Origin of the sequence: Caenimonas terrae (assembly GCF_042655405.1) — a bacterium.
In the GTDB taxonomy this organism is placed as follows: domain Bacteria; phylum Pseudomonadota; class Gammaproteobacteria; order Burkholderiales; family Burkholderiaceae_C; genus Ramlibacter; species Ramlibacter terrae_A.
Map to the genome: position 1 here is coordinate 11,344 of NZ_JBHSMF010000010.1, position 14,293 is coordinate 25,636.

Sequence of the window (14,293 nt, forward strand, 5' to 3'; positions counted from 1 at the left end):
GACGCCGCGCGGCTGCGCTAGGATGCCGGCACAACAGGAGACAAGACATGGCCCGCAACTGCGCCTTCCTGGCACCCCTGGCTCTCGCGCTCGCGATGCCGCTGGCGCAAGCCCGGGTCACGCGCATCGTGATCGACGAGGTCCGCCCATTGCCGGCTGCCGACTCCGGCGGCGTTCCCACCGAGCAGATCGCAGGCCGCGCCTTCGGCGAGCTGGACCCGGCGTCGCCCGCCAACGCCATCATCAACGACGTGCAACTGGTCAAGGACGCGGACGGCAGGGTGCGCTACGTCGCCACCTTCGTGATCACCAAGCCGGTGGACCTGGCGCGGGCCAGCGGCCTGATGTGGCACGAGGTTCCCAATCGCGGCTTGCGGCGGCCCAACGTGCCGGCCGAACGCCGCAATGGCGACATCGACCTCACCAGCGCCTGGCAAGGCGACAACGCCGGCGCCACCCGGGTGCGTGAAACGGCCGCCGTGGACCAGCCGCACTGGCTGAAGCTGCCCATCGCCCGCATGCCCGATGGCTCGCCCGTCACGGGTGACGTCTTCGGCCGCATCGTCAACCGCTCGGGTCCGGGATCGCAACCGCTGATCGTGCAGACCAATCCGGTGCCGTACAGGCCGATCAGCCTGGACACGCGCGAGTCGCGGCTGGTTTCGCGCGTGGCCGAATCGACGCGGGGGGAGGTGATCGGCGAGACGCCCATTGCGCCGGCCGACTGGGCCTGGGCCAGATGCGACGCCGCCCACCCCTTTCCCGGCACGCCGGATGCGAGCCAGATCTGCCTGAAGAACGGATTCGACGCCGGCAAGCTGTACCAGGTGGTCTTCAAGTCGGCCGATGCCTACGCGCTGGGCGTGGGCCTTGCCGCCTGGCGCGACCTGGCCGTGTTCTTCAAGACGACGCGCGCCGACGATGCCGGCACGTCCAACCCGGTGGCCGGTGCCGTGACGCACAGCATCGGACGCGGCGTGTCGCAATCGGGCAACTTCCTGCGCGGCTGGCTGCACCTGGGCTTCAACCGCGACGAATCGGGGCGGCAGGTGCACGACGGACTGTGGCCGATCATCGCCGGGCGCCGCATTGCGCTGAACTTCCGCTGGGCCCAGCCCGATGGCGTCCTGGAGCTGTACCAGGCCGGCAGCGAAGGGCCGCAATGGTGGCTGCCACAGCCTGACCCGGTGCGCGGCGGCCCGGCCGTGGGCCTGCTTGACCGCTGCACTGCCACGGGCACCTGCCCCAAGATCATCGAGCACTTCGGTTCCGCCGAGGTGTGGGCGCTGAAACTCACGCCCGAGTGGGTGGGAACCGACGCGCGGGCCGACCTGCCGCTGCCGCCCAACGTGCGCCGCTACTACATCGCCGCCAGCAACCATGGCGGCGGTGCCGGGGGCTTCGACACCAGCGTGCCGGGCGCGGCGCTGCCGGTCGCCGGCCCGGCCTGCCCGGGCAACACCTACGGGACGGGCCTGCTGGCGGCGAACCCGATGCCGCACACGGAAACCGTCAATGCCCTGCGCGTGCACTTCCGCAACTGGGTGATGAAGGGGGTGGAGCCTCCACCCAGCCAGTGGCCCACGCTGAAGGGGGGCACGCTGGTGGCGGCCAACAAGACGGCGATGGGCTTCCCCACGTTGCCGCAGCTGCGGCCTACCGTGCCGGAGCCGGACTTCATCATGCCGGTGCTCGACTACGACTGGGGCCCGCAATTCAATGCCGTGGACGGCTCGGGGGTGGCCGCCCAGGTGCCGCCGCCCATCCGGCAGGTGCTGCCGATGTTGGCGCCCAAGGTGGACGCCGACGGCAACGAGCTCGGCGGCGTGCCCGTGGTGTTGCGCGACGCGCCGCTGGGCACCTACCTGGGCTGGAACATCACGGCCGGCGGCGCCCGCCCTTTCCACCAGGGGCAGATCTGCAACTACGTCGGCGGCATGATCCCGTTCGCCAAGACACGGGCAGAGCGGATCGCGATGGGCGATCCGCGGCTCTCGCTGCAGGAGCGGTATGGCAGCCACGAGGGATACGTGGCGGCGGTCAGGAAGGCGGCCGACAAGGCGCTGGGCGCCAGTTTCCTGCTGCCGGAGGATGCCGAGCGCCTGGTGAAGGAGGCCGCGGCGAGCCAGGTGCTGCGCTGAGGCGCGTTCCTGTCGGGATGGTCGCCGCACCACTTGGTCGGTGCATTCGACGAGTCACTATTCGACCCGTTCACGCAGGTCGGCTTGTCATGGCATTGACACGCTCGATCGCCCGTCCACGACGGGCACCTGCGATCCGGCTTGCCATGCGCTTGTTCCAGGGCGCCCCGGCGGCCCCTGGTCATCATCCTGACATGCGCGTTCGCTATCTTCCGCTCGCCAGAGCCCGGGGAAACGTCCCCGTCGCCAGCGACCTTCCATCCACAGGAGATTGAGCGCATGAAACCATTCCGTCAGATGACAGCGTCCGTCCTTGTTTGCACGGCGCTGCTGACCGCGTGCGGCGGCGGCGATTCGTCCGCCGCCGCCGTCCTCGCGCCGACGCGGACGATCGTCATGGTCTGGGACGGCCTGCGGCCGGACTCGGTCAATCCGACCGACACCCCGAACCTGTATGCGCTGCGGCAGGCGGGTGTCAATTTCAGCGACAACCATTCGACCTATCCCACCTTCACCATGATGAACGGCTCGTCGTTCGCCACCGGGTCCTACCCGAAGACCAGCGGCTTCTACGGCAACACGTTCTGGGTCCCGCCCCAGGGTGCAGGCAACACGATCCCCGCGGGATCGAGTGCGGCCGGCACCAGCCAGGACTACGTCGATCCCGTCTTCACCGAGGACTACCAGGTGCTGGCGACGCTCAACGACTATTACGGCGGCCAGCTGCTGCTGGTCAAGAGCCTGTTCGCCACCGCCCAGGCCGCCGGCCTCACGACGGCCGTCATCGGCAAGACCGGCGCCGCCTACATCCAGGACCTCGGCAAGGGCAGCTCCTTTGTCGACGAGAACACGGTCATGCCGCGCAGCCTTGTGACCGAGCTGCAGACGGCCGGCCTGGCGCTGCCTGCGAACACGCCCAAGGGCTACTCCGGCGCCGACGCGGTCACCCTGGCGTCCGGCAACGGCAACCCGACCTCACGGGCAGGCTACATCACGTTCAACACCACCGCCTACGATCCGGCCGGTGGGTTGACGGTGGCCGCCCGTGACGCCACCGACGCCACGCAGGGCGCGCCGGAGAATGCGTCCAATGCCTACATGCTGTCGCTCTTCACGCAGTACATCCTGCCGAAGAAGAAGCCGATGCTGTCGCTGGTCTGGTTCCGCACGCCCGACAACGTCGAACACGGGTACGGACCCGGAACGCCGAACGCGATCGCCGGACTGCGTTCCCAGGACGCCCGGCTCGGCGAGTTGATGGCCGCGCTCAAGGCCAACGCCATGGACGGGTCCACCAACATCGTGGTGGTGTCCGACCACGGACACTCCAGCGTCTCGGGCCCGCTCAACCTCTACCCGCTGCGCGCCATCAAGGCGTCGGCGACGGCGCCCGACGGCCCGGCCGTCAACGGCTCCACCAGCGGCACCAGCGCGGCGTCGATCGGCGCCCCGGCGGCGAACGGCTTCTCGTTCTCCGGCGACGTTCGCTCGGCCGACCTGTTGACCTTCCGCGGCTTCAAGGCCTATGACGGGTCGGGCTGCGCCACCTCGGCCATGCTTGGCCTGAACGGCTCCGGCGCACCGACGGTGCCGGTGCGGCTGGACACCACCGGCACGCTATGCGGCGTTGCCAATGCCAAGTACCAGGCGATCAGTGCATCGCTGCCGGCGCCGGTGGCCAGCTTCAAGGTGCCGGCGCCCGGCCAGCTGCCCGCCAACGCCATCGTGGTCGCCGCCAATGGCGGCTCCGACTACTTCTACGTGCCGGGCCATGACGTCGCCACGGTGCGCAGCCTGGTCAGGTACCTGCAGCAGCGCGAGGAGTACGGCGCAGTGTTCGTCGACAGCCGCTACGGCGCGATCCCGGGCACGTTGACGATGGACCAGGTGAATCTGGAGAACGCCAGCCGCCAGAACAGCGGCCAGCCGGACGTGGTCGTCAGTTTCAACTGGGACAACGACACGGCGGTCAACGGCATGCCCGGGATCGAGTTCGAGAGCATGGGAGGACAGCGCGGCATGCATGGCAGTTTCGGTGTCGCCGACGTCCACAACACGCTGATCGCGAGCGGCCCGTCGTTCAAGCCCGCGACCACGCTCCAGACGCCGACCGGCAACGTCGACCTTGCGCCCACCGTCGCCTACCTGCTGGGCCTGGCCATGCCCAAGGCCGATGGCCGAGTCATCAACGAGTCGCTGACGAGCCCTTCGACGGCCTCGCAACCCGCCGTCGCCGCGTCGGTCGTGGCCCCGGCGGCCGCTGCGACAGGCCTGCGCTTCGAACTGCCGACGGACCCCACCGGAGCCACCGTCGATAGCGCGCTGTCCGCCGGCAGCTACACCATCAACCTGGCGGTGAAGGACCTCACGGTGGACAACAGGACCTACCGCTACTTCGACTCCGCCAAGGCGGTGCGGCAGTGAAGGCGGGCCCCAGGGGCGCGGGCCGGCAACGGGGCGCTGGCGTGGTCCGGACGGCCCTGCTCGCAATCGTGGCCACCACGCCGGCATTGGCGGGCGCGACCGCCGCAACTGCGCCGGCCAATGCCGGCCTGTCCTTCGCCCGGGTATTTGCCGCCGGGGACGAGCGCGGCCCGATGCACTTCAAGGCGGTCTACGTGACGGACAAGGCCGAACACCAGCTCGAACTATGGCGCGAGGGCGCGACCCGGCTCAAGCGGCTGACGGACGCGGACATCGAGACGCATGTCACCAGGCAGCGCGGCGGCGCCGAGTTCGACATGACGGTGATCGACCGGCGCCGCAAGATCCTGACCCGGATCGCCAGGACCAACCTGTACCGCATCGGCAATCAGACCGACTGGTTCGACCTGGCGCACGGGCTGCGCCATCCCAAGGGCGATTACCGGCTGGCGCGCACCGATGCGCCGCCCGGGGCGCCCGCCGCGGTCGGGTCCTGCACGTGGTACACGCTGACGCAGGCGGGACGGGTGGCGCAGATCTGCTGGAGCGCGCGCCACCAGTTGCCGCTCACCATCCTTGGCCAGGACGGGCAGGTCCGGTGGCGCGTCACCGAGCTCGACCAGCGGCCCATCGCGCCGTCGGTGTTCGCCGTCGACGGCCGTGGCTACGTCCGCAACGACGCCAATCAGGACATCGAACGCGACTGAGCGCTGGATTCCATGGCTCTCGGCACGGCGTGCAAAGCCTCGGCGGTCCCGCCGATCCGAAGGGGCAAGCGCAGCGGGGGCCGGGCGTGCGGCAGCGGCCCGATAAAATGCGATCGATCCATGAGCCATTCGCACGACGCCGACTTTCTCCCCTCCGCCCAACCGATCCCGTCCAGCAGCAACGCTGCACCTGTCGGCAGCCCGGCGCCCGATTCCAGTTCCCAGACCCTGCATTTCGCCCACCCGAACTGGGTGGTGAGCGAGCAGGTCGACCAGGTCAGCCGCCGGTTCCTGGGCGCGGCTGCGACCCCGGAGCGGCTCGCCCGGCTCAGGGGGCAGGTGCGCACTGCGTGGCGCACGCCCTCCAGCCAGGCCGACCTGGAGGCCAACCTGGACCGGGAGGCGGCCCATCCGGACTTCGTGTGGCAGTTCGAGGCCAACGGCGGCGCGGGCCCGGTCGCTCAAACCCTGCAACTGCTGCACCGGCTCGCGCATCCGGCGCTGGACTTCAACCAGGCCGCAGCCCTGGCCACGGCGCTGGCGGCCCAGATGGCCAGCATTGCGGCGGCGCCCGCCGCGGCGAGCCATCGGCCCGCCCGTCCCTGGGGGGTCACGGAGCGGGCCGACCGCCTGGCCCTGGCCCAGGCCGACCCGCGTTTCGCCCAGACCGCTGCCCGGCGACTGGCGCAGCAGAACGCGCACGACGAATCGCTGGCGCGCCAGGCGAACGAGCAGTCGCAGGCCAAGGCCCGCGAGCGCGACGAGCGCCTGCAGGCCGCCAGCGCCGGCCTGGCCGCGCAAAAGGCCGCTGCGGCTGCGCGCCTGGAGGCCTGGTTCGAGGCGCATGGCGTGACAGAGAATCGTTTTCCGCTGCCGGCCTACGAGGCGCTGCAGTCAGGCGCGGCCAGCCAGGACTTTCGCACCGTGCACGACGTGGGTCCCAGCCCCTCGGCGCTGCGCAGGATGTTCGGCCTGGACGGCGACACGCTGGCGGCGCTGCAGGCGCACCATGCCGGCCTGGAAGAACAGCGGCGCCAGCGCAACGAGGCGCGCCGGCAGTGGGAGAAATCGCTCCTGAATGGCGAGGAGGCGGCCCACGCCATGTTCGTGACCAGGGCGGAATTCGACGAGTGGGTGGCGCTGCAGCGCATTGCGGTCGCCACCACCAAGCCGCTGGCCAAGTGGTCGCGCGACACGGCCCAGATGCTGTTCGACCCGGCTGCCCTGGCATTGCTGTCCACGGAGCAGATCGACGCCTGGCGCGAATCGGACCTGGAGGGAATGAGCGCGGCCGACCGCGGCGCGCGGATCCGCAGCGTCGACAAGGCAAGGACGCGGCAGGGGCTGGCGCGGGCGATGGACGAGGTCCTGAAGACGCACGACTGCCATCTGCTGCACCACGACACGAACGAGATGGTCTGGACCAAGCAGGTGGCGCTCCCGATTGCGGTGGAGACGCTGGAGGGCCCGGCCACCTGGCAGGCGCGGGTGCGGCTGGAGGCCAGGGTCGCACCCCCGAAGAGCCCGAACGAGCTGGGCTCGCTCAGCGCCCGCGTCGGCGTGTCGTTCTCGGCCCAGGCCCAGGCCCGGATCGCGCAGCAGCTGGCCGATGGCGTGTCGGACCTGCTGGACGAATACGCCGGCGCGCTGACCCCGCAGCAGCGCATGCAGGTGCAGGAGGGCGTGAAGACCGCGCTCGAGCGCGGCATCCGGCAGAGCGACCTGGCCCAGGGCGTCGAAAGCGTGCTGGTGGAGTCGGTCGGCCAGCTCCTCAAGCGCATCGAGGCGGAGCGGGCCCAGGAGCTGGTCAAGCTCAAGGACTATCCGCAGGCCTTCCCAGTGGCGCGGGACCTGCAGCGCAGCATCCACTTCAAGCTCGGCCCGACCAATTCGGGCAAGACCTACGAAGCGCTGATCGCGCTGCAGAACGCCCGGTCCGGTGTGTACCTGGCGCCGCTGCGGCTGCTGGCCATGGAGATCCGCGACCGCCTGACGGCCCAGGGCATCCCGTGCAACCTGATGACCGGCGAGGAGCACGACATCGTGCCCGGTGCCCGGCACACGGCCTGCACCATGGAGATGATGAACCCGCAGAACGAGGTCGACGTCGCGGTGATCGACGAGATCCAGATGCTGCGCGACCCGGGGCGGGGCTGGGCCTGGACCGCGGCGCTGGTCGGCGTGCCGGCGCGGGACGTGTATGTCTGCGGCTCGCCGTCCGTCCACGCATCCTGCATCCAGGTGCTCGACGCCATCGGGGAAGCGCACCAGACCGCCTGGCTGCAGCGCAAGACGCCGCTGGAGGTCGAAGTCGAGAACGTCACCGGCGGCCAGCGGGGCAAGAAGGGCATGGGCCGCGGCCTGCAGCCGGGCGATGCCGTCATCGCCTTCTCCCGCAAGGACGTGCTCACCCTGAGCGCGCGCTACCGCGAGCAGGGCTTCAGCGTCGCGACCATCTACGGCGCCCTGGCGCCCGAAGTGCGCAGGACCGAATCGGAACGCTTCGCCACCGGCGAGGCCCACATCGTGGTCGCCACCGACGCCATCGGCATGGGCCTGAACCTGCGTGTGCACCGCGTGGTGTTTTCAACGGTCCACAAGTTCGACGGCGTGCAGACCCGGCCGCTCAACACCACCGAGGTGCGCCAGATTGCCGGCCGGGCAGGGCGCTACGGCATGCACCCCAAGGGGCTGGTGTCGGCGCTGGACCGGGAGGACCTGCCGCACATCCGCAGGATGCTGTTGGAGGAGGAACCGAGCGCCATGTTCGCGCTGGCCATCGCGCCAAGCCCGTGGCACATCGAGGCGCTCGCCCAGCTGCTGGGGACCCAGCACATCGGCGCGATCCTGGCGTACTTCGCCACCCGCATCGCGGCCCACAGCTCGCTGTTCGAGACCGCCGGCCTGGAGGAGCAGACCACGCTGGCGCACCTGGTGGACCGGCTGGCGCCCGGCATGAGCCTGCAGGAGAAGTTCACATGGTCCTGCGCGCCGATCTCCAGCGACAAGGACAACGAGCGCGACTACTTCGAGATCTGCCTGCGGGCCTTCCTGGCGAAGCGGCCGCTGGCGCTGCCCCAGGCCGGCGCCTGGCTGGACCAGGGCCATCCCGGCTACCTGGAGCCGGCCGAGCACATGAGCAAGGACATCAGCCTGTACGCCTGGCTCAGTTTCAAGTTTCCGCAGGTGTTCGTGCAGGCCCAGGACGTGGCCGGGCTGCGCACGCAGGTCGGCCGCTACATCGAGCGCGAGCTGCTGCGCCAGGACGGCTTCGGCCAGACCTCGAAAGAGGCGTTCGACAGCCGCCGGCGCTAGGCGTTCTCTGCCGCCGGGCCGCTCATGCATGCGGCCCGAAGGACTTCACGGCCAGGCCGATGAACGCCGCCGCCAGCACGATCGCCGGCTCGGGGATCTTCTTGAAGCGCCACAGGATGGCCACCGTCGCCAGCGCCATGGCCGCCGTCACCCAGTCGGTGATCGAGCGCTGCCCGATGACGATGACCGCGCCGGTGATGGCGCCGATGGCGGCGGCCGTGACGCCGTCGACGAAGGCCACGATGGCCGGCCGCTTGCCGTGCTTCTTGAAGTAGGGCGCCGGCAGGATGGTGAACAGGTAGCAGGGAACGAAGGTGCCCAGCGCGGCCACCACCGCGCCCCAGAAGCCGGCCACCAGGAAGCCGATGAAGCCGGTGGTGATGACCACCGGGCCGGGCGTGATCATCGCCACCGCGACCGCGTCCACGAACTGGCGGTCGGTGAGCCAGCCGTATTCCTTGACCACCCCGCCATAGAGGAAGGGCACGATCGCCAGGCCGCTGCCGAACACGAAGCTGCCCGCGTAGGCGAAATACGCGCCGATCTGGCCGAGCTTGTGCCAGTCGATCGCCTCCAGCGAGAACCACGCCGCCAGCGGCACCGCGATGCCGTGCACGCCCGGGCCGAAGCGCGGCGGCGCCCGCCACAGCCACACCAGCACGCCGGCGCCGAGGAACACCCAGACGATCTCGGACTGCGTGATCACCGTCACCGCCGCGCTCGCCAGGAAGATCGCCCACAGCAGCTTGTCCTTGCCGATGTTCTTGGTGGTGAGCTTGTAGGCGCTCAGCGCGATGATCCCGATCACCGCCGCGCCGACGCCGTAGAACACGGCCTGCATCCAGGCGATGCCGCCATAGGCGACATAGACCGCGCCGATCGCGACCACCATGAAGAACGAGGGCAGCACGAAGCTCAGCCCCACCAGCGTCGCGCCGCGGATCCGGTAGTGCACGTAGCCGAGATAGATTGCCAGCTGCGCGGCCAGCGGCCCGGGCATCAGCTGCGCCAGCGCCATGCCTTCCTTGTAGTCGCTCTCGGAGATCCAGCCGCGCCGCTCGACCAGGTCGCGGTACATGTAGCCCACCAGCGCCACCGGCCCGCCGAAGCCCCATGTGCCGAGGCCCAGCATGTAGCGCACCAGTTGCCAGAGCGTGTAGCCGGCCGCCCCGGGGCCGGCCGGTTCGCCGCCGGCTGCGTTTGCTTCGATGTCGTTCATCTGAGGTTCTCCGCGGTTCAGGTCCGGGCGCGCGCTTCGCGTTCGAAGTGCGCATAGAGCGAATCGAGCACGCCGCTGATGTCCGCCAGCAGCGCATCGTCGCCGGACAGGCGTTCGCGCGCCCCGGCCATGACGGCCTCGAAGCCCTTGGCTTCCGGCACCGGCTCGCCGCCGACATCGAGCACGTGGACGATGGCGGCGATCCGCAGCAGGGCGGCGTCCTGCTCCAGGCCGAAGGCGGCCATCAGGGTCTCGAAGGTCACCCGGTCCGCGACGTGGCTGAAGGCCGCGCCGTCGAAGTCGAAGCCCAGCGCCTTCCTGGGGCAGTCCGAGGGCTTGGCGAGCCAGCGGAAGCGCGCCTGGCCGTCGATGAACCGGCGGATCAGCCAGGCACTGGCGACGCGGTCCACCCACAGGTGGCGGCGGGTCGCCCACAGGCGGCCCTGGTACTGGTCCCGCTCGAGCCGCGGCACCTGGCCCGCCGCTTCGTGCGGTTCGTCGGGCGACAGCAGGGCGCCGATCCGCTTGCCCAGCTCGGTCCAGGCCGCTTCGGCCTCCTTGCCCGCTTCGCCGCCGAAGAAATCGACGGCGCGGACGGCGTCGTACTCGCGCTGCAGCCGTTTCTGCAAGCGCACCAGCTCGGTGGCCGTCAGCGCGTGCAAGCTGCGGTTCGCATCCTTCCACGTCTTGCGCAAGCCGGCGTAGTCGTCCGAGCGGTCGAACAGTTGCCGGTAGGCGGCAGCCTCGGCAGCGCTGCGCGGCGCAATGGCCATCAACCACGCGGTGCCGCCTTCCAGGGTGCACTCGTCGGCCAGCTCCTGCAGGGCCTGCTCGCGCTGGGCGCCGGCCGGCAGCAGGTAGGCGCCGTCGCGCAGCGGCATGCAGCCCAGCGTCTTCAGGCTGCGCCAGATGCGCATGCGGGCGGTCGCGCCCGAGGTCGGGAGCGAGACCACCAGCAGAAGCCATGACGGGTCCGGGGGCGATGCCATGTCACGAAGCATACATCGATGTAGACTTCGTTTCATCCATTGCTCTCCGATGCCGGGGAGCGCCGGCCAACTCCCCATGCCCCTGCCCCGCGACGCGTCCTTCCCGCTGCCCGCCCTTGCGCTCTTCGCCGCATTGCTGCTGGCGGTGTGGCCGGCGAGCGCCCAGCCGCTCGTGCCGGAGAGCAGCATCGAGCTTCCTGCCGTGGGCGGGCGGATCGACCATCTGGCGATCGACCTCCAAGCCAATCGCCTGTTCATCGCGGCCCTGGGTGCGGACTCCCTGGAGGTGGTCGACCTCGCCGCCGACCGGCGGCTGGCACGCATCCGGTCCCTGCATGAACCGCAGGGCGTTGCCTACGCGGCAAGCGGGCAGCGCCTGTTCGTCGCCAATGGATCGGCCGGAAACGTCCAGGCTTTCGCCGCGGCCGGACCGCCCGCCGTCGCCACTGCAGACGACCTCGACGACGCCGACAACCTGCGGCTCGATGCGCAAGCGGGGCGGCTGTATGTCGGCTACGGGCACGCGCTGGCCGTGCTGGAGGCTGGCACGCTGCGGCGGGTGCAGCGGATCGAGTTGTCCGGCCATCCCGAGGCCTTCGAACTGGAGCGGCAGGGCGGCCGGATCTTCGTCAACGTGCCCGGGGCCGGGCACATCGCGGTGGTGGACCGCGCCAGCGGCAAGGTCACGGCGACCTGGCCGGTGGCCGGCGCCAGGGGCAATTTCGCGATGGCCCTGGACGAGCCGGGGCGGCGCCTGTTCGTCGCCACCCGGCAGCCGGCGCAGCTGCTGGCCTATGACACGGCAAGTGGCCGCCGCGTCGCCGCGCTGCCGGTCTGCGGCGACGCCGACGACCTGTTCTTCGACGGCAGCCGGCGCCAGCTCTATGCCGTCTGCGGCGAGGGCGTGGTCGACGTGGTGCGCCAGATCGATCCGGACCACTATGAGATCGCCCAGCGCCTGCCGACTGCGGCCGGGGCCCGCACCGGCTTGTTCGTGCCGGAGCGCTCGCAGCTGTTCGTCGCCGTGCCGTCGCGCGGCCCGGTGCCGGCGCAGATCCGCGCCTTCAAGGTCCGCTAGGCATGCCCGCCGGCGCCCCGGATCTTTCGCTGCGCGCGGCGGCGGCGCGCCTGCTGCTGCCGGCAGGGGTGGATCCGGATGCGCTGCCCCTGCTCGTCGCCCGGGCGCTGCGCGCCTTCGCCGACGGCTACATGGCGGTGCTGCTGCCCGCCTTTCTGCTGGCGGCCGGCTGGGGCACGCAGGAGGTCGGCGTCATCGCGACCACCACCATGATCGGCTCGGCGATGGCGACGCTGGCGGTGGGCGCCTGGGGCCACCGGTTCCACTCGCGCAGCCTGCTGCGCGGCGCCGCGCTGCTGATGGCCGCCACCGGCGTCGGCTTCGCCACCTGGTCGTCGTCCTTCCTTGCGTTGCTGGTCGTCGCGCTGGTCGGCACCCTCAACCCCAGCTCCGGCGACGTGAGCGTGTTCCTGCCGCTGGAGCACGCGCGCCTGTCGGCGGCCGCCGCCGGCCAGGCGCGCACCACGCTGTTCGCCCGCTACAGCGTGCTTGGCGCCCTCAGCGCCGCCGCCGGCGCGCTGGCGGTGGGGGTGCCCGACTGGCTGGCCGGCCAGGCGTCGATCCCGCGGCTGACGGCGCTGCGCGCGATGTTCGTGTTGTACGGCGCGATCGGCCTCGTGGTGTGGTGGCTGTACCGGCGCCTGCCGCAGGCCGCCGCCGCCGGGCCGGGGCCGGCCGTTCCGCTGGGGCCCTCGCGCGGTGTCGTGGTGCGGCTGGCGGCTCTGTTCAGCGTCGACGCCTTCGCCGGCGGGCTGGTCGTCAATTCGCTGCTCGCCTTGTGGCTGCTGCAGCGCTTCGGCTTGTCGCTCACGCAGGCCGGCAGCTTCTTCTTCCTGTCCGGGCTGCTGAGCGCCGCGTCCCAGCTTGCCGCCCCGCTGGTCGCCCAGCGCATCGGCCTGCTCAATACGATGGTCTTCACGCATCTTCCGGCCAACGTCTGCCTGGTGCTGGCAGCCCTCGCTCCGAACCTGCCGCTCGCCCTGGGGCTGCTGTTCGTGCGCAGCGCCCTGTCGCAGATGGACGTGCCGACGCGCACGGCGTATGTGATGGCCATCGTGACCCCGGCCGAGCGTCCGGCGGCCAGCAGCTTCACGGCCGTGCCGCGCAGCCTGGCAGCCGCGCTGAGCCCGATGCTCAGTGGCGCGCTGCTGTCGGCCGGCTTCATTGCGGCGCCGCTGGTGGCCTGCGGCGTGCTCAAGATCGGCTACGACCTCGCGCTCTGGCGTGCCATGCGCAGCGAGAAGCCGGGCTCGTAGCTGGCATGCTGGCGGCGGGGACGGCGCCGCGCCCGCCCCGCGCCCGCTCAGAAGTCGTGCCGCATGCCGACCACCAGCGCGCGCGGATCGGCGTCGAACACAGTCCCGCCGACGCGCTGCGTGCCGGTGTTCAGGGGCAAGCGGGAATTCGCATCGTTGCGGACGGTCCCGATCCCGGCGTACAGCGAGGTGCGCTTGGACAGCGAATGCACATAGGCGATGCCGGCGGTGATTGCCCGGCCGGTGCCGCGGCCGAAGACGTCCATCGTCGTGCGCGTGACCTGCGCCGTGATCTGCCCGACGCCCAGCCGCACCGTGCCGCCGAGCCACGCGGCCCGGCTGCGGTCCACGGCGCCGACCGTGGCGGTCACGGGATCGGTGGCCCAGTAGCCGGCGCTCACGGTGTAGTTGCCGACTGCGTATTCCAGCCCCGCGCCGCGCTCCTTCAGTCGGGCGGTGTTGGTCGTGGAGCCGGGCACCAGGTCCGTGCGGGTCTGCGCCGCGGCGGTCAGCAGCAGGCCGCCGGAGCGGTATTCCGCCTGGGCGCCGGCCAGCCGGCCGAGGTCGCGCGGAGAACTGCTTTCGGCCCCCAGCGTGTACGCCAGCCGGCCCCGGAAGCCGCCGCCCAGGACCGGCGACGTATAGAAGATGCCGTTGTTGGCGCGGGTCACGGCCACCTGGCTGGAGGTGGCGATCGTTCCCGGCATGCCGAGCCGGAAGCGGTCGGTCTGGAAGATGTTCCACCATGCCGGGGTGTAGTCGCGTCCAAGCATGATGTCGCCGAAGGCGCTCTGCAACCCGACCACCGAACGGCGGCCGAACACGATGTTGGAAGGTTCGCCGAAGGTGATCAGCGCGCCCGTGTCGTTGAAGATGCCCATCTCGAGGTTGAACACCGCTTTCAGCCCGCCGCCGAGGTCCTCCGTGCCCCGAAAGCCGAGCCGGGTGCCGGCCTGGTTGCCGGTGCCGACTTCATACTGGCGTCCCTGCCCGGGCGCGCCGGTGTCGCTGACCTGCACCCCTGCGTCCATGATGCCGTACAGCTGCACGCTGGACTGCGCCTGCGCGGCGCAGGCGGCGGCGGCCAGGGTCAGCAGGGCGGGAAGCCGGCGCAGCGGGCTCTTGAAGATCTGGTTGGCGAAAGCGTTCATTGTCGATGTCTCC

At 70.7% G+C, this 14,293-nt stretch carries 9 protein-coding genes; 6 read left to right on the forward strand and 3 right to left on the reverse strand.

Annotated features, from left to right (window positions below; genetic code table 11):
* Positions 1 to 47: 47 nt before the first annotated feature.
* From ACFPOE_RS19275 to ACFPOE_RS19290, 4 genes are all read left to right on the forward strand, one after another.
* Positions 48 to 2,141, forward strand: coding sequence for an alpha/beta hydrolase domain-containing protein (locus ACFPOE_RS19275; RefSeq protein WP_376851945.1), 2,094 nt, complete (start codon positions 48 to 50; stop codon positions 2,139 to 2,141).
* Positions 2,142 to 2,420: 279 nt separating this feature from the next.
* Entirely contained in the window at positions 2,421 to 4,565 is a 2,145-nt protein-coding gene (locus tag ACFPOE_RS19280) for an alkaline phosphatase family protein (protein WP_376851946.1), read from the forward strand.
* A gap of 41 nt (positions 4,566 to 4,606) precedes the next feature.
* Entirely contained in the window at positions 4,607 to 5,272 is a 666-nt protein-coding gene (locus ACFPOE_RS19285; protein ID WP_376851947.1) for a hypothetical protein, read from the forward strand.
* Between the two features lie 120 nt (positions 5,273 to 5,392).
* Positions 5,393 to 8,587 (forward strand): helicase-related protein, encoded by a 3,195-nt coding sequence (locus ACFPOE_RS19290; RefSeq protein WP_376851948.1) that lies wholly within the window; start codon positions 5,393 to 5,395, stop codon positions 8,585 to 8,587.
* 22 nt (positions 8,588 to 8,609) lie between these two features.
* Here ACFPOE_RS19290 and ACFPOE_RS19295 read toward each other — a convergent pair whose 3' ends face one another.
* Complete coding sequence (locus tag ACFPOE_RS19295; protein ID WP_376851949.1) at positions 8,610 to 9,806, reverse strand: chromate transporter; 1,197 nt, start codon at positions 9,804 to 9,806, stop codon at positions 8,610 to 8,612.
* A 17-nt stretch (positions 9,807 to 9,823) separates the two neighbouring features.
* Positions 9,824 to 10,795, reverse strand: a complete 972-nt coding sequence (locus ACFPOE_RS19300) for a chromate resistance protein ChrB domain-containing protein (RefSeq protein WP_376851950.1) — start codon at positions 10,793 to 10,795, stop codon at positions 9,824 to 9,826.
* Positions 10,796 to 10,871: 76 nt separating this feature from the next.
* Between ACFPOE_RS19300 and ACFPOE_RS19305 the strand changes: the two genes are divergently transcribed.
* Both ACFPOE_RS19305 and ACFPOE_RS19310 read left to right on the forward strand, forming a co-directional pair.
* A complete protein-coding gene (locus tag ACFPOE_RS19305) occupies positions 10,872 to 11,873 on the forward strand; it encodes a YncE family protein (RefSeq protein ID WP_376851951.1) in 1,002 nt (333 codons plus the stop codon).
* A gap of 2 nt (positions 11,874 to 11,875) precedes the next feature.
* Positions 11,876 to 13,129, forward strand: coding sequence for an MFS transporter (locus tag ACFPOE_RS19310; RefSeq protein ID WP_376851952.1), 1,254 nt, complete (start codon positions 11,876 to 11,878; stop codon positions 13,127 to 13,129).
* Positions 13,130 to 13,176: 47 nt separating this feature from the next.
* Here the strand turns inward: ACFPOE_RS19310 and ACFPOE_RS19315 are convergent, their stop codons facing one another.
* Positions 13,177 to 14,280: a porin gene (locus ACFPOE_RS19315; RefSeq protein ID WP_376851953.1), complete on the reverse strand. Its 1,104-nt coding sequence runs from the start codon at positions 14,278 to 14,280 to the stop codon at positions 13,177 to 13,179.
* Positions 14,281 to 14,293: the final 13 nt, after the last annotated feature.

What these genes read in the sequence shown, in the direction of transcription:
- ACFPOE_RS19275 (WP_376851945.1), top strand. Translation starts at nt 48, where the DNA reads ATGGCCCGCAACTGCGCCTTCCTGGCACCCCTGGCTCTCGCGCTCGCG.
- ACFPOE_RS19280 (WP_376851946.1), top strand. Translation starts at nt 2,421, where the DNA reads ATGAAACCATTCCGTCAGATGACAGCGTCCGTCCTTGTTTGCACGGCG.
- ACFPOE_RS19290 (WP_376851948.1), top strand. Translation starts at nt 5,393, where the DNA reads ATGAGCCATTCGCACGACGCCGACTTTCTCCCCTCCGCCCAACCGATC.
- ACFPOE_RS19295 (WP_376851949.1), bottom strand. Translation starts at nt 9,806, where the DNA reads ATGAACGACATCGAAGCAAACGCAGCCGGCGGCGAACCGGCCGGCCCC.
- ACFPOE_RS19300 (WP_376851950.1), bottom strand. Translation starts at nt 10,795, where the DNA reads ATGGCATCGCCCCCGGACCCGTCATGGCTTCTGCTGGTGGTCTCGCTC.
- ACFPOE_RS19305 (WP_376851951.1), top strand. Translation starts at nt 10,872, where the DNA reads ATGCCCCTGCCCCGCGACGCGTCCTTCCCGCTGCCCGCCCTTGCGCTC.
- ACFPOE_RS19310 (WP_376851952.1), top strand. Translation starts at nt 11,876, where the DNA reads ATGCCCGCCGGCGCCCCGGATCTTTCGCTGCGCGCGGCGGCGGCGCGC.
- ACFPOE_RS19315 (WP_376851953.1), bottom strand. Translation starts at nt 14,280, where the DNA reads ATGAACGCTTTCGCCAACCAGATCTTCAAGAGCCCGCTGCGCCGGCTT.